This window comes from Paracoccus sp. PARArs4 (genome assembly GCF_947311865.1).
Lineage (GTDB): Bacteria > Pseudomonadota > Alphaproteobacteria > Rhodobacterales > Rhodobacteraceae > Paracoccus > Paracoccus zeaxanthinifaciens.
Genome location: NZ_CAMZMW010000007.1, coordinates 1 through 26,725 on the forward strand (window position 1 = coordinate 1; position 26,725 = coordinate 26,725).

The following is a 26,725-nucleotide window of genomic DNA, read 5'->3' on the forward strand; positions in this document are numbered from 1 at the left end:
CCCCCCCCGCGACAGGTGCTGCGGTGGCCGCGATCGCGTTCGTCGCGGCACCTGCGGCGCGGCGCGGCGGCTTGGCCGACGATGCCAGCGTGGTCAGCGCGACACCGCCCGGACGCGCCGTGCTGTCGTCGATGGCCGATGCGATGGCGTCCTGAACGGCATCCTGCGACAGGCTGGGGCTGGCCGGACGGGCCGATGCGGGCCGTGCGGGCGGGCGGCGCGATGCCGTGACGCTGGCCGGGGTCGAGGCCGCCGGACGGGCCGCGGCCTCTTCGGCTTCGCGCTCGGGCGGGCGGGCGCCGGTCAGGCCGTCGGATTGCGCGGCCTGCAGCGCATCGGTCACCGCCTTCTGCGAGGGGGCGCTGACGGATGTCGGGCGCCGCATCGGGCGCGCATCGGCCAACTGGATCAGCACGCGGCGTTCGCCTTGGCCAAGGCCGCTGGCCCCCACCTGCGCGGTGCGGAAATCACGCAATTGGCGTTCCAGTGCCGCGCGTTCGTCGCGCGTCAGCGGGCGCGGGGCGTCATCCTCGGCGCGGCTGCCTTCCTCGGGGCGCGAGGGCGGGCGGGCGCTTCCGACGCTGGATTGCGCGACGGGTGCGGCGGGCTGGGGTTCGGGCTGGGCCGCGGGGCGGCGGTTGGGGCTGGGCGGACGCGATGCCGTAGTCGTCGCGGGCCGAGCGGAAGCCTGCGGCGGGCTGGGTGTCGGGGTTGCCGCAGGCGCGGGTGCGGGCGCCGGGGCCGAAGCTGCCGGACGAGAGGGCGGTCGCGCGCCCGTCACGCTGCGCACCGGAGGCGCGGTGCGGGCCTCGTAGGGCAACGGGTTGCCGGGCAGGACCGGACGCGTGTCGGGCGCTGCGGGTTCGCGGGCGGCCACGGGCGGCGTGCGCGGCGGACGGGCCGAGCTGCGCAGATTGGCGCGCGCCTGGGCGGCAGCCTGCGTGGCGGCCTGCGTCTGGGCGGGCGTTGCGGCAGGCGGCGTTGCGGCCTCGGTCGTCTCGACCGGTGCGGGGGTGGGTTCTTCGGTCGTCTCTGTCTCGGCTGCCTCTGGCTGGGCGGGCAGTTCGGGTTCCGGCTGCGGAGTGCCGATCGCTTCGGCCAGTGCCTGGGTCAGGGCGTCGTCCGCGGGGGCGTCTGCAGGTTCGATCGGAGCCGCAAGGCGGTCGGCAAGCGCGGTTGCCGCGGCCACGGCCTCGGGGGGCAGGGCGACCGGCGCCTGAACCTCGGGCGCGGGGGGCGCGATCTCGGGCGTGGCTTCGACGAATTCAGGCTCGGCTGCGGGCTGCGGATCGGGCAGGGCGCCGGTCTCGGTCGGCATCTCCTCGACGATCTCGGGGGTGCCGGTCACGTCAACGGACTGTTCGGGAGCGTCGCTGCCGAAGAACAGCATCCCGCCCAGCAGCAGCGCCGCAAGGCCGCCGACCATGACGGGCAGGCGGCTGAAATCGATCCGGCGCAGCTGCGCCATCACGGCGGCGGCGGGTTCCTCGGCGCGGTCCTCCTGCCGCTCGGCGCGCAGGGCGCGGGCTGCGGCGGCGCGATCATGGACGGCGGCGGCACGCGGCGACAGGCCGTTGCCATAGCGGATGACCTTGGGCGCACCCACGGGCGCGGCCTCGACCTCGGGCAGGGGTTCCGCAGCCGGTTCGGGCGCATAGCGGTGCGGCACGATGGCCGAGACGACCGGCATCGACGGCGCGGCTGGCCGTTCCTCGGCAATCTCGATCGCGGGGGCGGTGACACGTGCCTGGCTCAGGTCGGGCTGACTGAAGGGCCGCGCGGCAACAGGGCGGATCGCGCGGGCCGAGCCGAAATCCGGCTGCCCGTCGAAGCGCTCGTCATCCGGTCGCCCGATGAAGCCCGAGGGGTGGAACCCCTGCGCGCGGGCGAAATCCTCGGCCTCTTCCAGGGTCCGCAGGGCGACGGCGGCGACGCGCAGCGTCTCGATGTCGCCGTTCTCGGCAGGGCACCAGTCGAAGGTCAGCTCCTCGGCGGCATAGGGGGTCGCGGCCTCCAGCGCCTTGGCGATCGTCGCGGCGGTGTCCGAACCGAAGGGAACCGTCAGCGTGGTATAGAGGATCTGGTCGTCCGGGATCACCAGCAGCGTGTCGCTTGCGCCGGGCAGGCCGCCCGCGTCGCGATGCATCGCGCCAAGCGTTGCGGCAAGGTCGGTCCGGCTGAATTCGGCCTGTCCGACGGGGTGCCAGTCCGGCCCCCTGCGGCGTTCCAGCTGAACGGCCTCCTGCGTGAAGCTCATCGCGAATTCGGGGGGCGCGGCGTGATGGTTCATGAAATGTTGTCACTGCTCGGGGAAGGGTGGCCGCTTGGCGGCGCGATTTGGTTTATTGTCCACGACACTACCGCAAATCGGGTATCGAAGGAAGCGTTACTGGCGGTCCTGTGATCGGATCGGCGGTCGATGGGGCTAGGATATCCGGACCGAAAGGCGCAGTCTTCCCGCAGGCTTACACGCATCGAGAAGGAGCGAGCCGATGCAAGGGAATTCAACCATCCGCAGCACGCTGCTGGGCGCCGCGCTGAGCGCCATGGCGGTCGCGCCCGCGATGGCGCAGCAGGGCGGGACGATGTCCTGCGGGGCGGATCACGGACCGTCGCGGTTGTCCGTCGCAGGGTCGGGGCAGGCGCGCGTCGCGCCCGACATGGCGGTCATCACGCTTGGGGTCACGACGCAGGGCGACAGCGCCGACGCGGCCATGTCCGAGAACTCGACCCGCCAGAACGCCGTGATCGAGGCTCTGACGGGTGCGGGGATCGCGGATGCGCAGATCCAGACCTCGGGGCTGAACCTGCGTCCGGTCATGCAATACGACGAAGGCCAGCCGCCGAAGGTCACCGGCTACGAGGCGCGCAACATGGTCACGATCCGCGCGACCGACCTTGCCCGCCTGGGCCAGGTTCTGGATGCGATCGTGGGGGCGGGCGCCAACGAGATCAACGGCATCGCCTTCCAGCGGCAGGACGGCGACGCGGGGCTGGACGAGGCCCGCATCGCGGCCGTCCAGGACGCCCGCCGCAAGGCCGAACTGCTGGCCGAGGCCGCGGGCGCGCAGCTGGGACCGATCCTGTCCATGCGCGAGAGCAGCGGCGGGCGCGCGCCCCAGCCGATGATGCGGATGGAGGCCGCGATGGCCGACAGCGTGCCCGTGCAGGCCGGAGAGGTCGAGCTGAACGCCGAGGTCCAGATCGAATACGCGCTGACCGGCGATGCCGCGTGCGACATGGGTCGGCGCAAGGCCCGCGACGGCCGCCCCAAGGCTCGCCCCGAGCGCGAGGTCACGCCGCCCTTGCCGGACGAGGGCGCGCCCGCACCGGACGAGCCTGTGGCCCCCGGCATCGTCGAGCCGCTGCCCGAGGTCCGCTGACCCTCAGCGCGACTGCCTGCGGGCCATGAAGGCCAGCTTCTCGAACAGGGCGACGTCCTGTTCGTTCTTCAGCAGCGCGCCGTGCAGGCGCGGCAGCATCGTGGCCGGGTCGCGGGTCAGGTCTTCGGGGGCCAGATCCTCGGCCAGGATCAGCTTCAGCCAGTCGAGGAACTCGCTGGTCGAGGGCTTCTTCTTCAGGCCCGGTGCCTCGCGGATTTCCATGAACTGCGTCAGGGCGGTGTCCAGCAGGCGGGGCTTGAGGTCGGGGTGATGGACCTCGACGATGCGTTTCAGCGTCTCGGGGTCGGGAAAGCGGATGAAGTGGAAGAAGCAGCGGCGCAGGAAGGCGTCGGGCAGCTCCTTCTCGTTGTTCGAGGTGATGATGACCACGGGCCGCTGCCGGGCGCGGATCGTCTCGCCGGTCTCGTAGACGTGGAACTCCATCCGGTCCAGTTCTTGCAGCAGGTCGTTCGGAAACTCGATATCGGCCTTGTCCACCTCGTCGATCAGCAGGACGACCCGTTCCGGGGCCTCGAATGCCTGCCACAGCTTGCCGCGCCGGATATAGTTCGCAACCTCGTGGACGCGCGGGTCGCCCAGCTGGCTGTCGCGCAACCGGCTGACCGCGTCGTATTCGTACAGCCCCTGCGCGGCCTTGGTCGTTGATTTGACGTGCCATTCGATCAGCGGCATCGACAGGCTGGCGGCGACCTGACGCGCCAGTTCCGTCTTGCCGGTTCCGGGTTCGCCCTTGACCAGCAGCGGGCGTTCCAGCGTCACCGCGGCGTTCACCGCCATCGCAAGGTCTGGCGGCGCGACATAGCGGTCCGTCCCGGTGAATTGCATCGGCTCTTCCTTTCGCAAGAATTGCTTGATCGAAACTGCCTGTTTCAGCGGCTCGGGTTGCAGATTACGCATAGCCATCGGCGCAAGGCTAGTGACAAGCCGTGAAACTTGGCGTAATGGGGCGCCCAAGGTGCCGGAATTTCATACCCGCCCGGCGCCGCCGGAGGACGTAATGAAAGCCCAGACCTTCCTTCCCCAGGACTACCGTCCCGCCGAGGACGAGCCCTTCATGAACGAGCTCCAGCTCGAATATTTCCGTCGGAAGCTGGAAGCCTGGAAGGCCGAACTGCTGGACCAGTCGGCCGAGACGCTCGAAGGCCTGCAGGACAGCGCCCGTGCCGTGCCCGACATCGCCGACCGCGCGAGCGAGGAAACCGACCGCGCGATCGAGCTGCGCACCCGCGACCGTCAGCGCAAGCTGGTCTCGAAGATCGACAGCGCCCTGCGCCGCATCGAGGTCGGCGAATACGGTTACTGCGAGATGACCGGAGAGCCGATCAGCCTCAAGCGTCTGGACGCGCGCCCGATCGCGACCATGACCCTCGAGGCGCAGGAACGCCACGAGCGCAAGGAACGCGTTCACCGCGACAACTGACGCCAACGGCCCCGCGCTGCGGGGCCTTTTCGTGCAAGGGCAGCCAATGGGCCATCTGCAGGGGCGTCGCGCAGCCGTCATCGGCGCGGGGATCGGCGGGCTGACCGCGGCCCTCGCGCTGGCCCGTCGCGGGGCTGACGTGACGCTGGACGAACGCGCCGCGGAACTGGGCGACGTCGGCGCGGGCATCCAGATCTCGGCGAATGCGGTCAGGGTTCTCGATGCCTTGGGGGTCGGGCAGGCCCTGCGGGAGGCTGCGGTGCGCAACCGCGCCGTCCAGCTGAACGATGCTGCGGGCCGCAGGGTCCTGCGCATGGACCTGGCGTCGCACCGACCGGATGCCGATTTCCTGCTGATCCACCGACCGCGCCTGATCCGGGTCCTGTCGGATGCCGCACGCGCCGCCGGTGTGACCGTCCGTCTGGGCCGCACTGTCGATGCCCTTCCCGCCGCCGCGCTGGTCGTGGGCGCCGACGGCATCCACGGCCACAGCCGCGAATGGCTGAACGGCCGAGAGGTTCCCTTCTTCACCGGCCAGACCGCATGGCGCGCGGTCATCGCAGGCGACGGCCCGCCCGAGGCTCATGTCTTCATGGGACCGGGGCGGCATCTCGTCAGCTATCCCCTTGGACAGGGGCTTCGGAACATCGTCGCGGTGCAGGAACGCCGCGATTGGCAGGACGAGGGGTGGTCGCAGCCCGGCGACCCCGACGAACTGCGCGCGGCATTCGCGGATTTCGGAAATCCGGTGCGCGCCTGGCTTGCGGCTGTCGATCAGGTGAACCTGTGGGGTCTGTTCCGCCATCCGGTGGCGCCCGTCTGGACGGATGGAACGCTTGCGGTCCTTGGCGACGCTGCGCATCCCACGCTGCCCTTCCTAGCCCAAGGTGCCGGAATGGCGATCGAGGATGCGTGGGTTCTGGCCTCGTGCCTCGATGCGCAGCCACAGGATCGGGCGCTGCACGCCTATGCGCAGGCGCGCATCCCGCGCGTGACCCGTATCGTCGAGGCCGCGAACGCCAACGCCAGGAACTATCACCTGCGCGGCGCGATGCGGCTGGCAGGCCATTCGGTGCTGCGCATCGCGGACCGGATCGCCCCACGGGTGATGCCGGGCAGGTTCGACTGGCTTTACGACTACGATCCCGTCGCCGCGCATCCCTGAACGGCAGGGGGTCGGGGGGATGCAATTCCCCCCGCCATCGCGGGACGCAAGATCAGGCCGCCGTTTCCACTGCCGCGACGATGCCGTCGACGACCTCGTTCAACTCGCGCTCGTCCTCGGCCTCGGCCATGACGCGGATCAGCGGTTCGGTCCCCGACTTTCGGATCAGCACCCGACCGCGCCCGGCCAGCCGCGTTTCGGCATCGGCGATGACGCGCTTGACCGCCTCGGCCGACAGCGGGTCGGCCCCGGCGGCATAGCGCACGTTCTTCAGCAGCTGCGGAACCGGATCGAACTGCGAGACCAGCTCGGATGCCGGCTGCCCCGTATCGGCCATCGCGGCAAGGACCTGCATCGCGGCCACCAGCCCGTCGCCGGTCGTGGCATAGTCGGTCATGACGATATGGCCCGACTGCTCGCCGCCCAGGTTGAAGCGGCCTTCGCGCATGCGTTCCACCACGTAGCGGTCGCCGACCTTGGTGCGTTCGAGGTGCAGGCCGCGACCTTGCAGGAAATGTTCCAGCCCCAGGTTCGACATGACGGTCGCGACAAGCGCATTCCCCGACAGGCGGCCCTGTTCGGCCCAACGCCCTGCCAGCAGCGCCATGATCTGGTCGCCATCCGCCACGCGTCCGTTCTGGTCGACGATCACCACGCGGTCCGCATCGCCATCGAGGCTGATGCCCAGATGCGCGCCATGTTCGCGCACCGCGGCCGCGCAGGCCTCGGGGTGGGTGCTGCCGACGCCGTCATTGATGTTGAACCCGTCGGGCTTCACGCCCACGGGGATCACGTCGGCGCCCAGTTCCCACAGCACCTCGGGGGCGGCGCGATAGGCCGCGCCGTTCGCGCAGTCCAGCACGACCTTCAGCCCGTCCAGCCGCTGACCGGCCGGGAAGGTGGTCTTGGCATATTCCATGTACCTGCCACGCCCGTCGTCGATGCGCTTGGCCCGCCCGATATTGCGCGGCTGGGCGGGCTCGATCTCGCCCGCGACGATCTCCTCGATCTCGGCCTCGGCCTCGTCCGACAGCTTGAACCCGTCCGGACCGAAGAACTTGATGCCGTTATCCTCGGCCGGGTTGTGGCTGGCCGAGATCATGATCCCCAGATCAGCGCGCATCGACCGCGTGAGGAAACCGACGGCAGGCGTCGGCACCGGGCCCAGCAGCAGGACGTTCATGCCCGTGCTGGTCAGACCGGCGGTCAGCGCGTTCTCCAGCATGTAGCCCGACAGCCGCGTGTCCTTGCCGATGACCACGCGATGCCTGTTGCGCCCGTCACGGCGGAAGAACCGGCCCGCGGCGGCGCCAAGGCGCAGCGCCATCTCGGCGGTCATCGGATGGGTGTTCGCACGTCCGCGAACGCCGTCCGTTCCGAAAAGCTTCCTGCTCATGTCCCTGCCTCTTCTTCGTTGAGGGCCGCGATCAGACGCAGGCCCTGTGCATGTTCCGCGACATCGTGGACGCGGTGTATCTGTACCCCCTGGGCGACCGCCGCGACCGTGACCGCCAGCGTGCCCGGCGCGCGATCCGGTGCCTGTTCCGCCCCGCCGATCGCGCCGATGAACCGCTTGCGCGAGACGCCCAGCAGGATCGGACAGCCCAGCCCGTGAAAGACCGAGATGCGCCGCAGGATCGCCAGATTATGCGCCTGAGTCTTGCCGAATCCTATGCCTGGATCGACCACGATCCTGTCAGCGCGGATTCCTGCCGCCATCGCGCGGCGCATCCGTTCCTCCAGCGCGTCATAGACGTCCAGCACCACGTCGTCGTATCGCGGATCGTCCTGCATCGTCTGGGGCACGCCCTGCGCGTGCATCAGACACAGTGGAAGGCCGCTTCGCGCGACGACATCCGCAAGATCGGGGTCGAAATCCAGGCCCGACACGTCGTTGACGATGACGGCCCCCGCATCGATCGCGGCCTTGGCGACCCGGGCCTTGCGCGTGTCGATCGAGACAGGCGCCAGATGGCGGCCCGCGTCGATCGCGGGCAGGACGCGGGCGATCTCGTCCGCGATGGCGACCTCGGTCGCGCCGGGGCGGGTGGATTCGCCGCCGATATCCAGGATCTCGGCGCCGTCGCGGACCAGCCTTGCGGCCTGCGCTGCCGGATCATACGCGCCCCCGTCCGAGAAGCTGTCGGGCGTGGCGTTCACGATGCCCATGATGCGGGGGCGGTCCATCGACAGGCCCGCAAGGGGCGCGCGCGGGGCGGTCAGCCGGTCGAGGATCTCGGCGGGGGCGTCATCGGTGATGCGCGGCGGCTGGCCGCGCTCCAGCAGCTCGAACCGGGAAAAGCCGGTCCAGCCGCCGGCAAGACGCCAGCGCCCGCCACGGTCCTGCGGGATCGGTCGGAAATACTGCCGTGCGGTCATGGCCTAGACCTTCGGTTGCAGGCGACCGATGGGCAGGGTCAGCCCCCCCGGGGCCGCGGGAAGGGGATGGGTTTCGGGCATCGAGAAATCGACGCCGGTCGCGCCCAGCCGGTCGGCCAGCCAGAAGGCCAGCGTGTCGTCGGTATCGCCGGCCTCGGGGGCGTCGAAGCACATGCGGGCAGGGGCCCAGACCACGGCACGGCCCTGAAGGCTTGCGGCCTCGATCTCGGTCCGGGTAGAGGCGACCTCGAGGTTCAGGTCGGATGCCAGCGACCATGCGGCCTGATCATAGGCAAGCAGCCGGATGCGCCTGCGGTCGCCGCTTGTCGGCAGGGGCAGGTTCGGAAAACTGGGCAGGATCGCCGTCGCGCCTTCGGGAATCTGGGTCGGCGAATACCAGACCACGACGCGCATCTGACCCGAAACGCCGGTCGCGGCCACGCGGCCCGCATCGCGGATGATGCGGATGCCCAGGGCGCCCGGCGCACGGTCCAGTTTCTCGACGGATACGTCGATGCGGGCGGCGCGGGGATGGGCCAGCACCTCGGCCGCGATGCGTTCGGCCAGGGTCTCGACCAGGTCATAGCGGCGGTCGGCAAGCGCCGTGTCGATGGCCTGGGTCAGCACGTCATAGGACAGGATGCGGTCCACCTGGTCGTCGACGCCCTCGACGCTGTCGCGCAGGTCGACCGTCAGGTTGAAGCGCATGCGCTGTTCCAGCCCGCGTTCGGACTGGAAGGCGCCGATCTCGGCCGAGATGACATGGTCGCGAAGAAAGATGCGGTCCGGTTGTTCCATATCCGCCATTCACAGCAAAACCGCGCGGCGGGCAAGCCCTGCCGCGCAGCAGATCGCTCAGTTCGAGGCGACGCGCTGGCCGGTGCTGTAGAAGATGTGGCGCCCGATCTGCACCGTGCGCTGGAAGCGGCGGGCCCATGCGGGACGGACCGAGGGCGTGTGGAAATAGGTCGCCCCGCCGGTCAGGTTGCGCGGCGCGCCCGACAATGCGGCCTTGGCGATGTCCACGGCCCGCAGATAGGCGGACTTGTTGCGGATCGGCTTGGCGCCCCCGATGGTATAGCTGAACTGGCTGGGCTGGTTGATCACGCCGCAGACGCTGGACGGGAAGGTCCGGCTGTCGACGCGGTTCAGGATCACCTCGGCCACGGCGGCCTGGCCCTGACGGCCCTCGCCGCGGGCTTCGTGATACAGCGCCTCGGCCAGGCATTGCAGGTCCTGCTGCGAATAGCTGGCGGCATTGCTGGTCAGATACACGGTGGCATCGTCGGTCGGCGTGGTGTCCAGATCCGCCTCGTGGTTCGCATAGAGCAGCGGCGAATCCACGTTGGCGGTCACCGTCGAGGCGGCAGCACCGAAAAGGCCGATCTCGGCCGAGAAGAGAGAGCCGGTCCCGCCAGCAGCGGTGGGAGAGGCGTATATGGTCAAGGCGGCAGCGGCACAGAGACAGGCGTGCGCCAGCCGATGAGGCAGCATGGGCATGGTCGGTCCTACTTACATCGTCGCCCTTTAAGGGGCGTTAAGGCGGCATGCCGAGAGCAGATCGGCAACGCCTCCGAGTGGCCGACTGCTTAAGGTTCCAAGGTTCCTGCAATCCAGCCAACAAGCGCGTGACCGCCCGAACCGATCGGTTTTCCCCTGATACCGGCATTTTCTTGCCTATGCTTTTCTGGGGTATTGGCGTGAATCGGCCATTTCGCGCCACGGGCCGGGGCGCGATGGGGATATTTCGTCAATCGAAGGTTGTGATTGAGCCGCGAATCAACGACCGCGTCGCCGGTGGATCGCGGATTGCGCGGATGCAAGCCTCGCGACCGGCACACGGAAGGGTGAGCAGGACACATAGTCGATCCCGACCCGGTCGCAGAAGGCGATGGATTCGGGGTTGCCGCCATGTTCGCCGCAGACGCTGATCGTGATGTCGGGGTTGTGCAGGCGCGCGCGTTCGACGCCCGTCAGCACGAGTTCACCCACGCCGTCCTCGTCCAGCAGGTGGAACGGATCCTCGGCGAATACGCCCTGGTTCACATAGGTCCCCATGAAGCGCCCCGCGTCGTCGCGCGACAGGCCATAGGTCATCTGCGTCAGGTCGTTCGTGCCGAAGGACAGGAAGGCGCTGTGCTCGGCGATGTCGCCCGCCCGCAGCGCGGCGCGGGGCGTTTCGACCATGACGCCAAGGTGATAGGTGAAATCCGTGCGGCGTTCGTTGCGGACGGCGGCGGCCACGGAATCGACGCGGGTGCGGACCAGCTCGACCTCTTTCATGGCGCTGACCAGCGGGATCATGATCTCGGGGACGACGGGATCGCCCTTGTGGCCGGCCTCGACGGCGGCCTCGAAGATGGCGCGGGCCTGCATGTCGTAGATCTCGGGGACGGTGATGCCCAGCCGCACGCCGCGCATCCCCAGCATGGGGTTGAACTCGGTCAGGGCCTCGACGCGGCGGGTCACGTCCGACAAGGGCAGATCGAGCGAGGCCGCCAGTTCGCGCAACCCGTCGCGGTCGCTTGGCAGGAATTCGTGCAGGGGCGGGTCGAACAGGCGGATCGTGACGGGATGACCGGCCATGATCTCGAACAGGCGGGTGAAGTCGGCGCGCTGCATGGGCAGGATGCGTTCCAGCGCAAGGCGGCGATCCTCGGGGGTGTCGGCGAAGATCATCTCTCGCATGGCGGGCAGGCGTTCCGCGTCGAAGAACATGTGCTCGGTCCGGCACAGGCCGATGCCCTGGGCGCGGAACCGGCGCGCGGTCAGCGCGTCCTCGGGGGTGTCGGCATTGGCGCGCACGCCCAGCCCGCCCGCATCCTCGGCCCAGTCCATCAGCTGCGTAAATGCGTCGTCCAGGGCAGGGGGCAGCAGGACGGCCGCACCGGCAAGGATCTCGCCCGTGCTGCCGTCGATGGTGATCTCGTCGCCCTCGGACAGGGTGCGGGGGCCCGCGCGCAGCGTGCGGTTGCGGGCGTCGATGACGATGGCGGTCGCGCCCACGATGCAGGGCAGGCCGATCCCGCGCGCGATCACGGCGGCATGGCTGGTCGTGCCGCCGCGTTCGGTGAGGACGCCGACAGCGGCGTGCATGCCGCGGATATCCTCGGGGACGGTTTCGCGCCGCACGAGGATGCAGGGCTCTCCTCGCGACTGGGCCGCCTGCGCGGCGGACGCGGAAAAGACGATCCGCCCGGTGGCCGCGCCGGGGCTGGCATCGATGCCGCGCGCGATCAGGTCGCGTGGGGCGCGCGGGTCGATCTGGTGGTGCAGCAACTCGGCCAAGGCGCGCGGTTCGACGCGCATCAGCGCCTCCTCGACGGGGATGATGCCGTCGCGGGCAAGGCTGACCGCCACGCGCAGTCCCGCACGGGCGCTGCGCTGCGTGCGCACCGCGTCGATGACCGAGATGGCGCCGCCGGTCAGCACGAATTCGATCTGCATCTCCTCTCTCAGGCGTTCGCGCGAGGCGATGCCGAAGCGGATCAGCTCGTCGAAGATCTCGGGGGCGCTGTCCTCCAGCGCGGGGCCGCGGTCGTCCTGCGTCAGGTACAGCGTTTCCGCCCCCGAGCCGACGGTCTGACCGTGATGCTGCCCGCGAAAGCGTCCGGTGACGCGCGGCGTGCCGGTCACCGGGTCGATGAACTGGATGGTCCCCGATCCGCACAGCCCCGGCCCAAGTGCCAGCGCCATTTCCTGCACGACCAGCCCCAGGGGCGCATCGGCGGGCGCCCCCTTGGCCTGACGCAGCAGGCGCGCGGTCGGCCCGTCCCATGCCCGCGCCATGGAACGCAGCACCTCGGACAGCTGCTTGACGGGGTCCTGGGGAAAGTCCTCGTCCGTTTCTCCGCGATAGATGTCCAGCGCGCGCGCAAGGGCGTCGGGACCGTCCAGCGTGAACAGGTCGGGGTCCAGCCGCGCGATATGGGTGGCATAGCTCTGGACGAAGGACAGGTAGACGCCGTCGGCATTCGCCCTGCCGATCTGCGCGGTCAGGCGTTCATGCAGCGCGTTGTTGATGCCGACATTCAGCACGGTGCCCGGTCCGCCCCATTCCGGGCTGACCGCCGAGGGGCGCACGCTGACCAGCCCGCTTCCGCCGAAGATCTCGGCCAGTTCGGTCGCGGGGATGGGGCGGCCCTGGCTGATGCTGCGCACGCTGTCGCAATCGACGGCGAAGCTGCGCGGGACGGGCAGGTCCATCCGGATCAGGCGCTGCAGGCACTTGGATCGCCAGCCATGCGTCTCGCGAGAGATTTTGGCAGTCGGTGTGATCTCGATCGCAGAGGCAATTGGCGCGCTTGTCATGTCCGCACAGTAGTGACGGCATCGCCCGTGCTGCAAGTGCATTATGGCCGTCGCGGACGGTCCGAATGAAGAAGGGGGCCGCAGCCCCCTTTTCCGGTGATCAGCCTTCGGCTTCCTCAGCTTCGGCGTCTTCGGCGGGTGCCTCGGCGCCCTCGATGACGACGGTCGCCATATAGTCGGGGGCCTCGACCTTGCCGTTGCCCTGACGCGAGCTGTCGCCCTTCTTGATGGCGTCCAGCACATCCCAGCCCTCGATCAGCTGACCGACGACGGTGTATTCCCCATCGAGGAACGGCGTCGCGGCATAGTTGATGAAGAACTGGCTGTTCGCGCTGTTCGGATCCATGGCGCGTGCCATGCCGACCGTGCCGCGCTGGAACGAGGTGTCGGTGAACTCGGCCTCGAGGTCGGGCAAGTCGGAACCGCCCATGCCCGCCATGCCGGCATCGCCGTCCTGCTTGCCGTATTCGACATCGCCGGTCTGGGCCATGAAGCCGTCGATGACGCGGTGGAAGACCACGTTGTCATAGGCGCCGCTCTCGGCCAGCTCGACCAGGCGCGCGACATGGGCCGGGGCCAGGTCCTCGCGCAGGTCCAGCGTGATGGTGCCCTTCTCGGCGCCCTCGGCATCGGCCACGGTGATGACCATGTTCGGGCCGTCGGTATCTTCGACCTCGGGGGTGTCCTGCGCGATGGCGCCATGCGCGCCCATCGCTAGGATTGCGGGGATCAGGAATGCCTTACGCATCGGCGGCCACCTTGACGCTGATCATGCGGTCGGGGTTCGCAGGCGGCTCGCCGGGCTGGATCTTGTCGACGGCTTCCATCCCCGAGATGACGCGGCCATAGACCGTGTACTGGCGGTTCAGGAAGTGGTTGTCGTTGAAGTTGATGAAGAACTGGCTGTTCGCGCTGTTGGGGTTCTGCGAACGCGCCGCGCCCAGGGTCCCGCGGTCATGCGGCACGCCCGAGAATTCGGCCGGAAGGTCCGGCAGGTCCGAGCCGCCGGTGCCTGCGCGACCGGGGTTGTAGTCCTTTTCCATGTTGGCGTGCTGCACGTCGCCGGTCTGGGCCATGAAGCCGTCGATGACGCGGTGGAAGGCCACGTTGTCATAGGCGCCTGCGCGGGCCAGTTCCTTCATGCGCTCGGCATGCTTGGGGGCCACGTCGGGCAGAAGCTCGATGACGACGGGGCCGTCCTTCAGCTCGATGATGATGGTGTTCTCGGGGTCCTTGATATCGGCCATAGGGCCCTCCTCTCGCAGGTTCGTCCTGACATCTAGGGGTTTGATCGGTGAAGCACAACGCGCGAAACCGTGACGGGGCGCGTGGCGGCGGCATGATCCCGCCCAAGCGCCAGTTGACGATCCCCGCGCCATGCGGGACAAGCCATGCAAAGCATATTGCAAGCCCGAAAGGACGCGACATGGCCCAGTTCAACAGCATCGACGACATGGATCTTGACGGAAAGGTCGTCCTGACGCGCGTCGATGTGAACGTCCCCGTGGAAAATGGCCGCGTGACCGACGCGACGCGCATCGAGAAGATCGTCCCGACCGTCAAGGACATCCAGGCGGCAGGCGGCATTCCCGTCCTGCTGGCGCATTTCGACCGCCCCAAGGGCAAGCGCGTCGAGGGCATGAGCCTGAAGCAGATCGTGCCCGCGCTGGAAGAGGCCCTGGGCCAGCCGGTGGTCTTCGCCGAGGACTGCATCGGCGGCCCCGCCAAACGTGCCGTCGCCGCGCTGGAAAAGGGGCAGGTCGCCCTGATGGAGAACACCCGCTTCCACGAGGGCGAGGAGACGAACGACGCGACCTTCGCGGCCTCGATGGCGGCGCTCGGCAGCGTCTACATCAACGATGCGTTCTCGGCGGCGCACCGGGCGCATGCCTCGACCGAGGGGCTGGCGCAGCTGCTGCCCGCAGGCGCGGGCCGCCTGATGGAGGCCGAGCTGAAGGCGCTTGACGCGGCCTTGGGCGACCCGCAGCGTCCGGTCATGGCCGTCGTCGGCGGTGCCAAGGTGTCCACCAAGCTGGAACTGCTGAAGAACCTGATCGAGAAGGTCGATCACCTGGTCATCGGCGGCGGCATGGCCAACACCTTCCTTGTCGCCCAGGGCGTCGAGGTCGGCAAGTCGCTGGCCGAGCGCGACATGGCCGACACGGCCCGCGCCATCATCGAGAAGGCCGAGGCCGGCGGCTGCAAGATCCACCTGCCGGTCGACATCGTGGTCGCGCGCGAATTCAAGGCCGGTGCCGCCTCCGAGACGCTGCCGGTCGGGGAATGCCCGGCGGATGCGATGATCCTGGATGCCGGTCCCGAGACCGTCGAGGCGCTGCGCCAGGCCATGACCGCCTGCCGGACGCTGATCTGGAACGGCCCCCTTGGCGCCTTCGAGATCGAGCCCTTCGATGCCGCGACGAATGCCGCCGCCGCATGCGCCGCCGAGATGACCGAGCAGGGATCGCTGATCTCGGTCGCGGGCGGGGGCGATACCGTCGCGGCACTGAACAAGGCGGGTGCCGCCGAGAAGTTCACCTTCATCTCGACCGCGGGGGGCGCGTTCCTCGAATGGATGGAGGGGAAGGAGCTTCCGGGCGTCGCGGCGCTGGAAGCCTCGAAGCACTGATTTCGGAAAGGGCGGCCATATCGGGCCGCCCTTTTTCGTTTCAGCCTGCGAGCCAGCCGAACAACCCGCCGCGACGGCTGCCGCCGGTCGATCCGGTCTGCGTGCCGGTCTGGGCGGCGGGCGCCGGTTCCGCAGGCTGTGCGGTATCGGGTTCCGGCGCGTGTTCGGGTTCCGCAGCTGGGTCCGCCGACTGTGCGGGTTCCGGTTCCGGTGCTGGCGCGGGTTCCGGATTGGATGGGGCCGCCGTCGTCTCGGCCTCCTCTGCCCGCGCGGTTTCAGCGGCCTGGCGATAGCTCTCGGAGCGGGCCACCCATGCGGGGTGATTGTTGCTGCCTGTCTGCGAAGCGGTCTGCGACGGTTCCGGGATTTCCTCCGCGCCGACGGTGATGGCGCGGCTGAAAAGCGATGTCTCGAAGCTGGCATCGGCGCTGTCGTTCTGGATGAACAGGCGCAGGTGCAGGTTATTCAAATTGCCGTTGATATGCATTCGTTCTGCCTTTTCACGCAAAGGAATGCCGAGGACTTGCCGCAAATGCCGCGGATTACCGAATCGTTAACTCGGACGATTTTATGTAGAACTGTCCATATCGACAGGCGGGCGAATAAAACGGATTTGTTTACGGACCGTTAGCGTCATCAGCATTGTTTTGTCGCATTGCCGTGCTATCCCGTTCCCGACCCACAATCAGGAAGAGTTCTCCCATGCAGATGACCGACACGGTGCGCCGCATTCTCGCCAATTACGAAGGGGAGACGCCGGGCGTCAAAGCCCAGCTGGCGCGCATGATGATGACCGGCAAGCTGGCCGGCACGGGAAAGATGATCATCCTGCCGGTCGATCAGGGGTTCGAGCATGGTCCCGCACGCAGCTTCGCGCCGAACCCGGCGGGCTACGATCCGCATTATCACTACCAGCTGGCGATCGACGCCGGGCTGAACGCCTATGCGGCGCCGCTCGGGATGATCGAGGCGGGTGCTGATACCTTCGCGGGGCAGATCCCGACGATCCTGAAGGTGAACAGCGCCAACAGCCTGATGTCGAACACGGCGGGCAAGAACCAGGCGATCACCGCTTCGGTGGACGACGCGCTGCGCCTTGGCTGCGCCGCCATCGGCTTCACGATCTATCCGGGGTCGGACATGGCGCTGGACATGTTCGAGGAGATCGTCGAGATGCGCAAGGAAGCGGCCGCCAAGGGCGTCGCGACCGTCATCTGGTCCTATCCGCGCGGCGAAGCGATCACCAAGGACGGCGAGACCGCGATTGACATCGCGGCCTATGCGGCACAGATCGCGGCGCTGATCGGCGCGCATATCATCAAGATCAAGCTGTCGACCGACCACCTGATGCTGCCCGAGGCTAAGAAGGTCTACGAGGAGAAGCAGATCGACATCGCGACCCAGGCGAAGCGCGTGCAGCATTGCATGGAGGCGTCCTTTGGCGGGCGCCGGATCGTCGTCTTCTCGGGCGGGGCGGCCAAGGGCGCGGATGCCGTCTATGACGATGCGCGCGCGATCCGCGACGGTGGCGGAAACGGGTCGATCATCGGGCGCAACAGCTTCCAGCGTTCGCGCGAGGATGCGCTGGATATGCTGCAGAAGCTGGTCGACATCTACAAGGGCGCCTGACCTTGCGGACACCTGCCCGGCATGGCCGGGCAGGCGACACGATGTGAAACGGGGGCCTTGCGGCCCCCGTTCCGGTTTTCAGACTTCTTCGATGCGCAGCTCTACCGGATCGCTGACGAGGACGCCGGTCTTGGGCAATGCCTCGATCGCGTGGTCGATCGCTTCGGGGGTGGTCTTGTGGGTCACGACCAGAACCGGCACGCTGGCCGGGCTGTGCTGTCCGTACTGGCGCATGCGGTCGATCGAGATGCCGGCATCGCCCAGCACCGCCGCGACCTTGGCAAGCGCGCCCGGCTTGTCCTGGAGTTCGAGGCGCATGTAGTAGGCCGCCGGAACCGCCGTGCGGGCAGGCTGGGCCGAGACGAGGCGACCGGCAGGCTGCCCGAAGACCGGCAGGCGAAGGCCGCGCGCGATCTCGACGATGTCGGACATGACGGCGCTGGCGGTCGGGCCTTCGCCGGCGCCTGCGCCGCGCAGCACGATCTGGCCGACGCTGTCGCCTTCGACCACGACCATGTTCGTGCCGCCCATCAGCTGCCCCAGGGGGCTGTCGGCGGGCACGAGGCAGGGCGACATGCGCTGTTCCAGCCCGCGCGCGGTCATCTGCGCGACGCCAAGCAGCTTGATGCGATAGCCCATGTCCGAGGCGCGGCGGATGTCGTCGATGCTGACGCGCTCGATGCCCTCGATCTCGACGGCGTCGAAATCGACGCGGGTGCCGAAGGCGATCGAGGACAGGATCGCCAGCTTGTGGCTGGCGTCGATCCCGCCCACGTCCAGCGTCGGGTCGGCTTCGAGGTAGCCCAGCTGGCGAGCCTCTTCGAAGACGGCCTCGTAGGGCAGGCCCGCGCTTTCCATCCGGGTCAGGATATAGTTGCAGGTGCCGTTCATCACGCCCATCACGCGCGTGATCCGGTTGCCCGCCATGCTTTCGGTCATGGCCTTGATGACAGGAATGCCGCCTGCGACCGCGGCCTCGAAGCGAATGACGCGGCCCAGGCCTTCGGCCAGTTCGGCCAGTTCCTGACCGTGGACGGCCAGCAGTGCCTTGTTGGCGGTCACGACATCCTTGCCGGCGCGCAGCGCGGCCTCGATGCTGTCGCGGGCGATGCCGGCATCGCCGCCGATCAGTTCGATGAAGACATCGACATCCTCGGCGGTGGCGACGGCCATCGGGTCGTCCTCCCACCGATAGGAGGACAGGTCCGCATCGCGGTTGCGGGTGCGGTTGCGCGCGGAAACGGCCGTAATCTCGACCGGGCGACCGCTGCGTGCGGACAGCAGTTCGGCGTGTTTCTGCACGATCTTGACGACACCGATCCCGACGGTGCCGAGCCCGGCGATGCCGAGACGGAGGGGAGACGACATGACAGCCTCTTGTCTTTGATCCAGCGGGTGTTAGCCCGTCGAAGCGACGCTTGCAACGCGCGAAACCCGCAATTGCGCGATGCGTCAGATCCAGCGGCGCGTTCGGGCCCGGAATTGCGCGAACTGCAACGGAAATGCCTGCGCGAGCCGTGCCTCTTCGGGGGTGATGAAGAGGGTCGTCACGATACGGGCGAACAGCCAGCCCAGGGCGGGCGCGGCGATCCAGGCCCCGAAGGACAGGGACAGACCCACGAGGATCATGAGGTCGCCCAGATAGATCGGGTTGCGCGACAGGCGGAACGGCCCGTGCGTGACGAGGGCCTGCGGGCTGCCATGCGGATCGACGGTGGTCCGCGCGGCCAGCATCGTCGCGGCGGCCCATGCCATCAGCAGAAGGCCCAGCACTACCAGCGCGCGACCCGGCCAGACCAGCCAGCCGGGGCCCGCGGGAAGGACGCGGCCAAGACCCCATGCGCCTGCCACGAAGCCCGCCAGCCAGATCGGGGGATAGTCAGCGGGCAGATGCATCCTCGTCCTCCCACTCGGCGACCCATTCGCCCTCGATCCCGGTTTCGCGCATGATCGAGACGACGCGGCGGGCGATGCGCAGGGTCTCGGCGTGGATCTCTTGGATATCCTCGGCGGTCATGTCGTCGGGATGGCGTTCGCCGCGCGTGTTGATGAAGGTGGGGTGCCAGGCGCCCGGTGTCCGGCCAGGACGCCAGCTGGCATGGCACAGCAGGTTGCGGCGCAGGCGCTGGACGCCCAGTCGCTCGACCAGAACCTCGCGTTCGGCGATCCGTGCGTGCTTCATCGCCGCGCCGAAGCTGTCGATCAGCGTGCCGAGCGAGTCGTCGGCGATATCCTCCATCCGCTTCAGCCAGCGTTCCAGCTGCTGATCGGTCGCATCCTCGCCCAGACCCTGCCGCGTCAACGAGAAGATGGCACGCTTCAGCGCCTCTTCGAGAAAGCCGAAACCCGCGATCGCGTGGCCAAGCGCGGCGGCCATGTCCTCGGGCAGGCGGTCAGGGGCGCGCGGCAGGCTCATTCGCGCCACAGCCTCTCGACCCAGGGGGTGGGGCGGACGTAGTGGCGCATGTGTTTCACGAAGCTTTCGCGGCGCTGGCCGTTGAAGGCGCGGCGCAGGTGTTCGCGCGGGCTAACATGGTCGCCATCCTCGTACCAGCGGCCCGCGATGGCGTCGGGCGGATTGACCAGGCCCGGAAAGATCACGATCCGCGCCCTGGGCGGGATCTTCGCGTCGCGGAAATAGTTCAGCGGGAAGTTCGGGATGCAATGCATCCGGAAATGCGCCAGCCAGCCGCGCGGCCAGAACTTGACGCCCCCCGGCGCGTTGCGGGTCACGAAGCGCTGTTCATACTTGTACTTGTCCGCGGCGGCCTGCGGATCGGCGCGGAAGATGTCTTGCAGGGGGGCCAGCTTGCCCACGCGCATGCGATAGACCGAGGTCTGGCCCATCTTCTCCAGCGGGGTGTTGGGGTTCAGCCCTAGGATCGTGTCGTCTGGATCGCCATATTCGAAGAACCCGTCCAGATCGCCGGTGATCACCACGTCCAGATCCAGGAACAGGACCACGCCCGTCACGTCGCCCAGATCGCCCCAGAGCCGCGATTTCGGCCATTTGCCCCGCGTCCGCTGCGGCGTGCGGTATTCGAAATCGGGCAGGGGTCGGACGGCGATGTCGGGGTTCAGCCCGGTTCCGTCATCGGTGAAGCAATACAGCCGGAACGGAGGCGTCACGTTCCGAGAGATCATCCCATGAAGCCGGTTCACGTAGTCCGGGCCGAACTTCTCGCCCCATTTGATGCAGATGAACTGCTTGACCGATCCGTTGCGTCCGTCGTTCATGTGACCTCCTGATCTGACCGATAGGTTCCACAGCGGGCGGCCAAGGGCAAGCGCAAGCGCCGCCCGCACCTTGGGCCCGGACGGCGCGGGATCAGGCCTGACGCGCCTCGCGGATCAGCTTCAGGATATCCGCCGCGGCCGAGGGGATGTTGGTGCCCGGCCCGAAGATCGCCTTGACGCCGGCCTTCTGCAGGAACTCGTAATCCTGCTGCGGGATGACACCGCCGCAGATCACAAGGATGTCACCCGCGCCCTGCGCCTTCAGCGCCTCGATCAGCTTGGGGGCAAGGGTCTTGTGACCGGCGGCCTGGCTGCTGATGCCCACGACATGCACGTCGTTGTCCACGGCATCCTGCGCGGCTTCCTCGGGGGTCTGGAACAGGGGGCCGACATCGACGTCGAAGCCGATATCGGCAAAGGCGGTCGCGATCACCTTGGCGCCGCGGTCGTGGCCGTCCTGACCCATCTTGACGACCAGCATCCGGGGACGGCGGCCTTCCTCCTCGGCGAAGGTTTCCACGTCGCGCTGGATCTGGGCGAAGCCCTCGTCGCCTTCGTAGGCCGCGCCATAGACACCGGCCAGCGTCTTTACCTCGGCGCGGTGACGCCCGAATTCCTTTTCCATCGCCATGCTGATCTCCCCTACGGTTGCGCGGGCGCGGGCGGCCTCGACGGCGGCGGCCAGCAGGTTGCCGCCCTGCGTGGCGCGGCGGGCAAGTTCGTCCAGCGCCGCCTGACAGGCGGCCTCGTCGCGGGTGGCGCGGATGTTTTCAAGCCGCGCGATCTGGCTGGCGCGGACCTTGACGTTGTCCACGTCCAGGATGTCGATCGGGTCTTCCTTGTCCTTGCGGTACTTGTTGACGCCGACGATCACATCCTCGCCCCGGTCGATCAGGGCCTGACGACGGGCGGCGGTTTCCTCGATCCGCAGCTTGGGCATGCCGGATGCGACGGCCTTGGTCATGCCGCCCATCTCCTCGACCTCTTCGATCAGGGCCCATGCCTTCTCGGCCAGTTCGGCGGTCAGGCTTTCGATGTAATATGACCCCGCCAGCGGATCGACGACATTGGTGATGCCGGTTTCCTCTTGCAGGATCAGCTGCGTGTTCCGCGCGATGCGGGCGCTGAAATCGGTGGGCAGGGCGATGGCCTCGTCCAGCGCGTTGGTGTGCAGCGACTGCGTGCCGCCAAGGGCCGCCGACATCGCCTCGTAGGCGGTGCGGACCACGTTGTTGTAGGGATCCTGCTCCTGCAACGACACACCCGAGGTCTGGCAATGGGTGCGCAGCATCTTGGACCCCGGCTTCTTCGCGCCGAATTCATCCATGATGCGGTGCCACAGCAGACGCGCTGCGCGCAGCTTGGCGATCTCCATGAAGAAGTTCATGCCGATGGCGAAGAAGAAGGACAGCCGTCCCGCGAAGGCATCGACATCCATGCCCGCCGCGATGGCCGCGCGCACGTATTCGCGCCCGTCGGCCAGCGTATAGGCAAGCTCCTGCACAAGGTTCGCCCCGGCCTCTTGCATGTGATAGCCAGAGATCGAGATGCTGTTGAAGCGCGGCATCTCGGAGCTGGTGAACTCGATGATGTCGGAAATGATCCGCATCGAGGGTTCGGGCGGATAGATATAGGTGTTCCGCACCATGAACTCTTTCAGGATGTCGTTCTGGATGGTGCCGGACAGGACCGATTTATCGTGGCCCTGCTCCTCGCCCGCGACGATGAAATTCGCAAGGATCGGGATCACCGCGCCGTTCATGGTCATGCTGACGCTGACCTTGTCCAGCGGGATGCCGTCGAACAGGATCTTCATGTCCTCGACGCTGTCGATGGCGACGCCCGCCTTGCCGACATCGCCCTCGACCCGCGGATGGTCGCTGTCATAGCCGCGATGGGTGGCCAGGTCGAAGGCCACCGAGACGCCCTGCTGACCCGCCGCAAGGTTGCGGCGATAGAAAGCGTTCGATTCCTCGGCCGTGGAAAAGCCCGCATATTGCCGGATCGTCCAGGGGCGGCCTGCATACATCGTGGCGCGCGGACCGCGCGTGAAGGGCGCGATGCCCGGCAGGCTGTTCATGTGATCCAGCCCGTCGGTATCGGCCTGCGTATAGAGCGGCTTGACCGCGATGCCTTCCAGCGTGTCCCAAGTCAGGCTGTCGGGATCGCGGCCCTTCAGCTCTTTCTCGGCCAGTGCGCGCCAGTCCTGCAATGTCGGTTTTGTCATGTCGCATCCTTTCCCGGGAAGCGTCCTGCCCTATATTCAGGACATGACGAGGTGCCGATGAAGTTGATTTTCCTGATTTTTGCGATGGCCGTCGCCGCGATGGGCCCGTCCCGCGACGGGTCGTTGCCCGAAACGGGGGCCGACCGCGACAGCGTGCCGCAGCGCAATCCCGCCCGCCTGCCGCCGATCTCGGCGCAGGACGACGCGACCGAAAACGCCCCCGCGGAACAGCTACGCATCATGGATGCGGCCAGCGCCGAGCCTGCGGATTTCCTGTGGAACGCGCGTCCCGTCGTGGTCTTTGCCGACACGCCGGGCGACCCGGCCTTCGTCGAGCAGGTCGAGGCGTTGCGCCGCGATGCGCGGCAGCTGGTCGATCGCGACGTGGTGGTGATCACCGACAGCGATCCGTCGGCGGCCAGCATCTGGCGGCAGGACCTGCGCCCGCGCGGCTTCTCGCTGGTGCTGATCGACAAGGACGGGCAGGTGAAGATCCGCCGTCCCAGCCCCTGGGACGTCCGCGAGATCGGCCGCGCCATCGACCGGCTGCCCCTGCGCAGGCAGGAGATCGGGCGCGGGCGACCGCTGCGATAGGCGTGAAACTTGTGGATTTGCCTGCCGAACCCTATATCATGGGGGATGACGGGCAATTCGCCCCGAACGGAGGATGACGCCATGCCAGCACTGCGCGCAGACCGCACCGAACGGACCGCCCCCAAGGCGCCCCGCCGCCCTGCCGCGTCCGAGCAGCAGGTCATCCGCCCCGAACCCAAGGTCAAGTCGCCGGTCGCAAGCCGCGCAAACGAGATCGTGCGTGCCATCGGGTTGCGTCCCATCACCGGCCTCTCGGGTCCGAAGATCGGTTACTGACGCGCATTTCCGCCAGATCGCCCGGCAGGTCCCGCGACAGGTTGCGGGCCTCTTCCTCGTACATCCGCTCGACCGCCTTGGGGCCGCCGCGCAGGCATTCGGTCAGCACGCGCATGGCGTGAAGCCCGGTGTCGCGTGTTTCTCCCATCAATGACAGGTAATCCGCCATCATCTGCGCCGCCCGCTGGTTGTCGCGGCGCGCGATGCGGCGAAGGTCGGCGGCCAGCGCCTCCATGATCGACAGCAACCGGTAATAGATCACGATGGGGTCGATCACCGGCGCGGGCAGGATGTGGATCTCGTCGATGACGGCGGCGAAGATGCGGTCGTTGGAATGTTGGGGAACGGTCGGCAGCAGATCGCCCGAGGCGACACGCTCGATCAGGATCGCGGCATCCTCGGGCTCCGGGGTCTGCTGTTCCAGCGACACGACATGGGCGCGGATCTCGGCCAGCAGGGCGCGCTGGAGGTCTTCCTCGCGCTTGGCGCGCAGCCGGTCGTCGCGGCGGCGGTTCTGGAACGCGACCACCTGCCAGCCAAGTGCCAGGAACGCCCCCGCGACCAGCGCCTGCTGCAATTGCGGGCTGAGCCACAGGTCCAGAGGGGGCACCCCCGCCAGCCCGTCGCCTGCCTTGCAGGACGGGTCGAAGCCGGGCAGGGGCAGGCACAGCGTCATTCGAACTCCATGATGATGTCGTCGACCTTGAGGCTGTCGCCGGCGGCGGCATTCACGGCCTTGACCACGCCCTTGCGCTCGGCACGCAGGATGTTCTCCATCTTCATCGCCTCGACGGTGGCAAGGGCCTGACCCTCCTGCACCTCGTCGCCAGGGGCGACACCGATGCTGACGACAAGGCCGGGCATCGGGCACAGCAGCAGCTTCGAGGTGTCGGGCGGCGTCTTGACGGGCATCAGGCGCGCCAGCTCGGCCGCGCGGGGGCGGCGGACATGCGCCTTGATGTCGGCGCCGCGCGTGCGAAGCCGCATCCCGGCGGCGATCCGGTCCACCTTCAGCACCAGCGGACGGCCATCGACATCCAGCACCGCAAGGCTGCTGCCGGGGCGCCAGTCGCTCTCGATGCGCATGGTCTTGCCCGCGATCTCGACGCTGGAGCCGTCGCGGTCGGCGGCGATGCGGACGGGGAATTCCTGCCCGTCCAGCGTGACGACCCAGTTCTCGCCCACATGGCGTTCATGGTTGCCCAGGCGGCCGCTGATCCGGCTGCGGCGGATTTCGGACACGCGATGCATCGCGGCGGCTGCTGCGGCGACGCGGTGCAGCTCGTCCTCGGGCAGGGTCGCGCCCTCGAACCCTTCGGGATATTCCTCGGCGATGAAGGCGGTCGTGATCTTGCCCGACACGAAGCGCGGGTGGTCCATCACCGCCGACAGGAAGGGCAGGTTGTGGCCGATCCCCTCGACCTCGAAGCGGTCCAGCGCGACGCGCATGGCCTCGATCGCCTCGCCGCGCGTGGGGGCCCAGGTGCACAGCTTGGCGATCATCGGGTCGTAGAACATGCTGATCTCGCCGCCCTCGAAGACGCCGGTATCGTTGCGTACGGCGCTGCTGCCCATCGCAGTGCCCTGCGCCAGCCACTTGTGCTGCGCGACCATCGGGCCTGCGGCGATCTCCTCGGGGGGGCGATAACGCGTCAGCCGCCCGATCGAGGGCAGGAAGTTGCGATAGGGATCCTCGGCATAGAGGCGGCTTTCGATGGCCCAGCCGTCGATCTTCAGGTCGTCCTGCGCGAAGGGCAGGGCTTCGCCGGCCGCGACGCGGATCATCTGCTCGACCAGATCGACGCCGGTGATCAGTTCGGTGACCGGGTGTTCGACCTGGAGGCGCGTGTTCATTTCCAGGAAGTAGAAGTTCTTCTGCCCGTCCACGATGAATTCGACGGTGCCCGCGCTGGTGTAATCGACGGCCTTGGCAAGGGCCACGGCCTGTTCGCCCATCGCGCGGCGCGTCTCCTCGTCCAGGAAGGGCGAGGGGGCCTCTTCGATGACCTTTTGGTTCCGCCGCTGGATCGAACATTCGCGTTCGTGCAGATAGACCGCGTTGCCGTGCTGGTCCGCCAGAACCTGGATCTCGATATGGCGGGGCTGGGTCACGAACTTCTCGATGAAGATGCGATCGTCGCCGAAACTGTTCGCGGCCTCGTTCTTCGAGGACTGGAACCCCTCACGGGCCTCGTCGGCGTTCCACGCGATCCGCATGCCCTTGCCGCCGCCGCCCGCGCTGGCCTTGATCATCACCGGATAGCCGATCTGGTCGCTGATGCGCACCGCCTCCTCGGCATCCGCGATCAGGCCCATATAGCCGGGCACCGTGCTGACACCGGCCTCGGCGGCGATCTTCTTCGAGGTGATCTTGTCGCCCATCGCCTCGATCGCGCCCGAGGGCGGGCCGATGAAGGCGATGCCCTCGGCCTCCAGCGCCTCGGCGAACTTGCGGTTCTCGGACAGGAAGCCGTATCCGGGGTGGACGGCCTCGGCGCCGGTCTGGCGGATGGCGTCCATGATCTTGTCGATCACGATATAGGACTGGTTCGCCGGGGGCGGGCCGATATGCACCGCCTCGTCGGCCATGCGCACATGCAGCGCGTTGCGATCGGCGTCGGAATAGACGGCCACGGTTGCGATGCCCAGCTTGCGCGCGGTCTTGATGACGCGGCAGGCGATTTCCCCACGGTTCGCGATCAGGATCTTCTTGAACATGGCCCCCCCGGCCTTGCGGCATGAAAAAACCGCCCGCGGGGGAAACCCGCGGACGGTGGCAATCAGGTGTGGCGCGCGCGACCTGCGCGCGCGGTCAGAGCATCACTCGCACAGACGGACGTCGTTGCAGAGCGCGCCTGCTGCGCCGCCGATGGCAGCGCCCTTGACGACATTCGTGCCGCCGACATGCGCGATGGTCGCGCCGACGCCAGCGCCGATGAGCGCGCGATCGGTGTCGGTCGGGTTGATGTTCTGGGTGCACCCCGCAACGAGGGTCGCGCCGACGATTGCGACGGCAAACAGCTTGGACATGTGTCTGATCCTATGAATGACTTGGCAGGCCCTGAACGCGGGCCGTGCCTTTTCGGTTCGGCGCAGGCGCGCCTATCAGTAGCGGCGCTGGCAGACGCCGGCGTCGTCGCACAGTGCGCCCGCAGCGCCACCCAGGGCCGCGCCGGTCGCGATGTCTTCGTCCAGGGCCTTGGCGATGACGGCACCTGCAACGGCGCCACCGGCTGCGCGCTGCGTGTCGGCCGAGACGCCGTAACCGGGCGAGCATGCCGACAGGCCAGCTGCGACGAGAGCGAGACCGGCGAGGCGGAGAGCGAAGGTTTTCTGCATTTTGGTTTGCCTGTGATGGGGCCCCTTTCCGGGGCAGTTGAATTCCAGCATGGAGTAACTATCGCATGGCGGCTGCCCGCGTCAAACTGACATGCCCGTGACGACGGGCAGATGG

Annotated in this window: 25 protein-coding genes and 1 pseudogene; 7 read left to right on the top strand and 19 right to left on the bottom strand. The window is 68.0% G+C overall.

Annotation, left to right across the window (positions count from 1 at the left end):
- Window positions 1-2,290 (bottom strand): annotated as a pseudogene (locus QMZ16_RS07205) (hypothetical protein); the annotation flags it as partial.
- Window positions 2,291-2,492: 202 nt separating this feature from the next.
- Here QMZ16_RS07205 and QMZ16_RS07210 point away from each other — a divergent pair.
- Window positions 2,493-3,383, top strand: coding sequence for an SIMPL domain-containing protein (locus tag QMZ16_RS07210; RefSeq protein WP_282602716.1), 891 nt, complete (start codon window positions 2,493-2,495; stop codon window positions 3,381-3,383).
- Window positions 3,384-3,386: 3 nt separating this feature from the next.
- Here QMZ16_RS07210 and QMZ16_RS07215 read toward each other — a convergent pair whose 3' ends face one another.
- Window positions 3,387-4,229 carry a MoxR family ATPase gene (locus tag QMZ16_RS07215; RefSeq protein ID WP_022706705.1) on the bottom strand — a complete coding sequence of 281 codons (843 nt, stop codon included), beginning with the start codon at window positions 4,227-4,229 and terminating at the stop codon, window positions 3,387-3,389.
- A gap of 172 nt (window positions 4,230-4,401) precedes the next feature.
- On the opposite strand from QMZ16_RS07215, the gene dksA reads away from it, so the two are divergent.
- Together dksA and QMZ16_RS07225 are read left to right on the top strand one after the other, a co-directional pair.
- Entirely contained in the window at window positions 4,402-4,824 is a 423-nt protein-coding gene (gene dksA, locus QMZ16_RS07220; RefSeq protein ID WP_022706704.1) for an RNA polymerase-binding protein DksA, read from the top strand.
- A 46-nt stretch (window positions 4,825-4,870) separates the two neighbouring features.
- Window positions 4,871-5,989 (top strand): FAD-dependent monooxygenase, encoded by a 1,119-nt coding sequence (locus QMZ16_RS07225; RefSeq protein WP_282602717.1) that lies wholly within the window; start codon window positions 4,871-4,873, stop codon window positions 5,987-5,989.
- 52 nt (window positions 5,990-6,041) lie between these two features.
- Here the strand turns inward: QMZ16_RS07225 and glmM are convergent, their stop codons facing one another.
- From glmM to QMZ16_RS07260, 7 genes are all read right to left on the bottom strand, one after another.
- A complete protein-coding gene (gene glmM, locus QMZ16_RS07230) occupies window positions 6,042-7,385 on the bottom strand; it encodes a phosphoglucosamine mutase (protein ID WP_282602718.1) in 1,344 nt (447 codons plus the stop codon).
- Window positions 7,382-8,368, bottom strand: a complete 987-nt coding sequence (gene folP / locus QMZ16_RS07235; RefSeq protein WP_282602719.1) for a dihydropteroate synthase — start codon at window positions 8,366-8,368, stop codon at window positions 7,382-7,384. The genes glmM and folP overlap by 4 nt, the downstream gene beginning before the upstream one ends.
- A 3-nt stretch (window positions 8,369-8,371) precedes the next feature.
- Window positions 8,372-9,166: a dihydroneopterin aldolase gene (locus tag QMZ16_RS07240; protein ID WP_282602720.1), complete on the bottom strand. Its 795-nt coding sequence runs from the start codon at window positions 9,164-9,166 to the stop codon at window positions 8,372-8,374.
- A 57-nt stretch (window positions 9,167-9,223) separates the two neighbouring features.
- Window positions 9,224-9,868, bottom strand: a complete 645-nt coding sequence (locus QMZ16_RS07245; protein ID WP_282602721.1) for a cell wall hydrolase — start codon at window positions 9,866-9,868, stop codon at window positions 9,224-9,226.
- 279 nt (window positions 9,869-10,147) lie between these two features.
- Window positions 10,148-12,679: a putative PEP-binding protein gene (locus QMZ16_RS07250; RefSeq protein WP_282602723.1), complete on the bottom strand. Its 2,532-nt coding sequence runs from the start codon at window positions 12,677-12,679 to the stop codon at window positions 10,148-10,150.
- Between the two features lie 100 nt (window positions 12,680-12,779).
- Entirely contained in the window at window positions 12,780-13,328 is a 549-nt protein-coding gene (locus tag QMZ16_RS07255; protein WP_282602851.1) for a peptidylprolyl isomerase, read from the bottom strand.
- 91 nt (window positions 13,329-13,419) lie between these two features.
- A complete protein-coding gene (locus QMZ16_RS07260; protein ID WP_282602724.1) occupies window positions 13,420-13,926 on the bottom strand; it encodes a peptidylprolyl isomerase in 507 nt (168 codons plus the stop codon).
- A gap of 179 nt (window positions 13,927-14,105) precedes the next feature.
- Between QMZ16_RS07260 and QMZ16_RS07265 the strand changes: the two genes are divergently transcribed.
- Window positions 14,106-15,308, top strand: coding sequence for a phosphoglycerate kinase (locus QMZ16_RS07265; protein ID WP_282602725.1), 1,203 nt, complete (start codon window positions 14,106-14,108; stop codon window positions 15,306-15,308).
- Between the two features lie 40 nt (window positions 15,309-15,348).
- Here the strand turns inward: QMZ16_RS07265 and QMZ16_RS07270 are convergent, their stop codons facing one another.
- On the bottom strand, window positions 15,349-15,795 hold the full coding sequence (locus QMZ16_RS07270) for a hypothetical protein (protein ID WP_282602726.1): 447 nt from the start codon (window positions 15,793-15,795) through the stop codon (window positions 15,349-15,351).
- A gap of 215 nt (window positions 15,796-16,010) precedes the next feature.
- Here QMZ16_RS07270 and QMZ16_RS07275 point away from each other — a divergent pair, with 215 nt between their 5' ends.
- Entirely contained in the window at window positions 16,011-16,937 is a 927-nt protein-coding gene (locus QMZ16_RS07275) for a class I fructose-bisphosphate aldolase (protein WP_022706693.1), read from the top strand.
- A gap of 78 nt (window positions 16,938-17,015) precedes the next feature.
- Here the strand turns inward: QMZ16_RS07275 and QMZ16_RS07280 are convergent, their stop codons facing one another.
- The 5 genes from QMZ16_RS07280 to scpA all read right to left on the bottom strand — a co-directional run bounded on the left by QMZ16_RS07280 (window position 17,016) and on the right by scpA (window position 22,401).
- On the bottom strand, window positions 17,016-18,305 hold the full coding sequence (locus QMZ16_RS07280) for a homoserine dehydrogenase (RefSeq protein ID WP_282602727.1): 1,290 nt from the start codon (window positions 18,303-18,305) through the stop codon (window positions 17,016-17,018).
- 84 nt (window positions 18,306-18,389) lie between these two features.
- On the bottom strand, window positions 18,390-18,833 hold the full coding sequence (locus QMZ16_RS07285; protein ID WP_282602728.1) for an isoprenylcysteine carboxylmethyltransferase family protein: 444 nt from the start codon (window positions 18,831-18,833) through the stop codon (window positions 18,390-18,392).
- Complete coding sequence (locus QMZ16_RS07290; protein ID WP_282602729.1) at window positions 18,817-19,353, bottom strand: hypothetical protein; 537 nt, start codon at window positions 19,351-19,353, stop codon at window positions 18,817-18,819. The genes QMZ16_RS07285 and QMZ16_RS07290 overlap by 17 nt, the downstream gene beginning before the upstream one ends.
- Window positions 19,350-20,174 carry a glycosyl transferase gene (locus tag QMZ16_RS07295; protein ID WP_282602730.1) on the bottom strand — a complete coding sequence of 275 codons (825 nt, stop codon included), beginning with the start codon at window positions 20,172-20,174 and terminating at the stop codon, window positions 19,350-19,352. The genes QMZ16_RS07290 and QMZ16_RS07295 overlap by 4 nt, the downstream gene beginning before the upstream one ends.
- 91 nt (window positions 20,175-20,265) lie before the next feature.
- Window positions 20,266-22,401: a methylmalonyl-CoA mutase gene (scpA, locus tag QMZ16_RS07300; protein ID WP_282602731.1), complete on the bottom strand. Its 2,136-nt coding sequence runs from the start codon at window positions 22,399-22,401 to the stop codon at window positions 20,266-20,268.
- A gap of 57 nt (window positions 22,402-22,458) precedes the next feature.
- Here scpA and QMZ16_RS07305 point away from each other — a divergent pair, with 57 nt between their 5' ends.
- Together QMZ16_RS07305 and QMZ16_RS07310 are read left to right on the top strand one after the other, a co-directional pair.
- Entirely contained in the window at window positions 22,459-22,995 is a 537-nt protein-coding gene (locus QMZ16_RS07305) for a DUF4174 domain-containing protein (protein WP_282602732.1), read from the top strand.
- An 81-nt stretch (window positions 22,996-23,076) separates the two neighbouring features.
- On the top strand, window positions 23,077-23,271 hold the full coding sequence (locus QMZ16_RS07310; protein WP_022706687.1) for a hypothetical protein: 195 nt from the start codon (window positions 23,077-23,079) through the stop codon (window positions 23,269-23,271).
- Here QMZ16_RS07310 and QMZ16_RS07315 read toward each other — a convergent pair.
- The 4 genes from QMZ16_RS07315 to QMZ16_RS07330 all read right to left on the bottom strand — a co-directional run bounded on the left by QMZ16_RS07315 (window position 23,237) and on the right by QMZ16_RS07330 (window position 26,661).
- Window positions 23,237-23,947, bottom strand: a complete 711-nt coding sequence (locus QMZ16_RS07315; protein WP_282602733.1) for a hypothetical protein — start codon at window positions 23,945-23,947, stop codon at window positions 23,237-23,239. The two genes, QMZ16_RS07310 and QMZ16_RS07315, sit on opposite strands and share 35 nt — an antisense overlap.
- Window positions 23,944-25,989, bottom strand: a complete 2,046-nt coding sequence (locus QMZ16_RS07320; protein WP_282602734.1) for an acetyl/propionyl/methylcrotonyl-CoA carboxylase subunit alpha — start codon at window positions 25,987-25,989, stop codon at window positions 23,944-23,946. The genes QMZ16_RS07315 and QMZ16_RS07320 overlap by 4 nt, the downstream gene beginning before the upstream one ends.
- 102 nt (window positions 25,990-26,091) lie before the next feature.
- The gene (locus QMZ16_RS07325; RefSeq protein ID WP_022706683.1) at window positions 26,092-26,301 is read right to left on the bottom strand and encodes a hypothetical protein; all 210 of its coding nucleotides are present in this window, start codon (window positions 26,299-26,301) and stop codon (window positions 26,092-26,094) included.
- A gap of 75 nt (window positions 26,302-26,376) precedes the next feature.
- Window positions 26,377-26,661: a hypothetical protein gene (locus tag QMZ16_RS07330; protein WP_245540317.1), complete on the bottom strand. Its 285-nt coding sequence runs from the start codon at window positions 26,659-26,661 to the stop codon at window positions 26,377-26,379.
- Window positions 26,662-26,725: the final 64 nt, after the last annotated feature.

Coding starts and splice junctions, on each gene's coding strand:
- QMZ16_RS07210 (WP_282602716.1), top strand. CDS start 2,493: ATGCAAGGGAATTCAACCATCCGCAGCACGCTGCTGGGCGCCGCGCTG.
- QMZ16_RS07215 (WP_022706705.1), bottom strand. CDS start 4,229: ATGCAATTCACCGGGACGGACCGCTATGTCGCGCCGCCAGACCTTGCG.
- dksA (WP_022706704.1), top strand. CDS start 4,402: ATGAAAGCCCAGACCTTCCTTCCCCAGGACTACCGTCCCGCCGAGGAC.
- QMZ16_RS07225 (WP_282602717.1), top strand. CDS start 4,871: ATGGGCCATCTGCAGGGGCGTCGCGCAGCCGTCATCGGCGCGGGGATC.
- glmM (WP_282602718.1), bottom strand. CDS start 7,385: ATGAGCAGGAAGCTTTTCGGAACGGACGGCGTTCGCGGACGTGCGAAC.
- folP (WP_282602719.1), bottom strand. CDS start 8,368: ATGACCGCACGGCAGTATTTCCGACCGATCCCGCAGGACCGTGGCGGG.
- QMZ16_RS07240 (WP_282602720.1), bottom strand. CDS start 9,166: ATGGAACAACCGGACCGCATCTTTCTTCGCGACCATGTCATCTCGGCC.
- QMZ16_RS07245 (WP_282602721.1), bottom strand. CDS start 9,868: ATGCCCATGCTGCCTCATCGGCTGGCGCACGCCTGTCTCTGTGCCGCT.
- QMZ16_RS07250 (WP_282602723.1), bottom strand. CDS start 12,679: ATGACAAGCGCGCCAATTGCCTCTGCGATCGAGATCACACCGACTGCC.
- QMZ16_RS07255 (WP_282602851.1), bottom strand. CDS start 13,328: ATGGTCATCACCGTGGCCGATGCCGAGGGCGCCGAGAAGGGCACCATC.
- QMZ16_RS07260 (WP_282602724.1), bottom strand. CDS start 13,926: ATGGCCGATATCAAGGACCCCGAGAACACCATCATCATCGAGCTGAAG.
- QMZ16_RS07265 (WP_282602725.1), top strand. CDS start 14,106: ATGGCCCAGTTCAACAGCATCGACGACATGGATCTTGACGGAAAGGTC.
- QMZ16_RS07270 (WP_282602726.1), bottom strand. CDS start 15,795: ATGCATATCAACGGCAATTTGAATAACCTGCACCTGCGCCTGTTCATC.
- QMZ16_RS07275 (WP_022706693.1), top strand. CDS start 16,011: ATGCAGATGACCGACACGGTGCGCCGCATTCTCGCCAATTACGAAGGG.
- QMZ16_RS07280 (WP_282602727.1), bottom strand. CDS start 18,305: ATGTCGTCTCCCCTCCGTCTCGGCATCGCCGGGCTCGGCACCGTCGGG.
- QMZ16_RS07285 (WP_282602728.1), bottom strand. CDS start 18,833: ATGCATCTGCCCGCTGACTATCCCCCGATCTGGCTGGCGGGCTTCGTG.
- QMZ16_RS07290 (WP_282602729.1), bottom strand. CDS start 19,353: ATGAGCCTGCCGCGCGCCCCTGACCGCCTGCCCGAGGACATGGCCGCC.
- QMZ16_RS07295 (WP_282602730.1), bottom strand. CDS start 20,174: ATGAACGACGGACGCAACGGATCGGTCAAGCAGTTCATCTGCATCAAA.
- scpA (WP_282602731.1), bottom strand. CDS start 22,401: ATGACAAAACCGACATTGCAGGACTGGCGCGCACTGGCCGAGAAAGAG.
- QMZ16_RS07305 (WP_282602732.1), top strand. CDS start 22,459: ATGAAGTTGATTTTCCTGATTTTTGCGATGGCCGTCGCCGCGATGGGC.
- QMZ16_RS07310 (WP_022706687.1), top strand. CDS start 23,077: ATGCCAGCACTGCGCGCAGACCGCACCGAACGGACCGCCCCCAAGGCG.
- QMZ16_RS07315 (WP_282602733.1), bottom strand. CDS start 23,947: ATGACGCTGTGCCTGCCCCTGCCCGGCTTCGACCCGTCCTGCAAGGCA.
- QMZ16_RS07320 (WP_282602734.1), bottom strand. CDS start 25,989: ATGTTCAAGAAGATCCTGATCGCGAACCGTGGGGAAATCGCCTGCCGC.
- QMZ16_RS07325 (WP_022706683.1), bottom strand. CDS start 26,301: ATGTCCAAGCTGTTTGCCGTCGCAATCGTCGGCGCGACCCTCGTTGCG.
- QMZ16_RS07330 (WP_245540317.1), bottom strand. CDS start 26,661: ATGCTGGAATTCAACTGCCCCGGAAAGGGGCCCCATCACAGGCAAACC.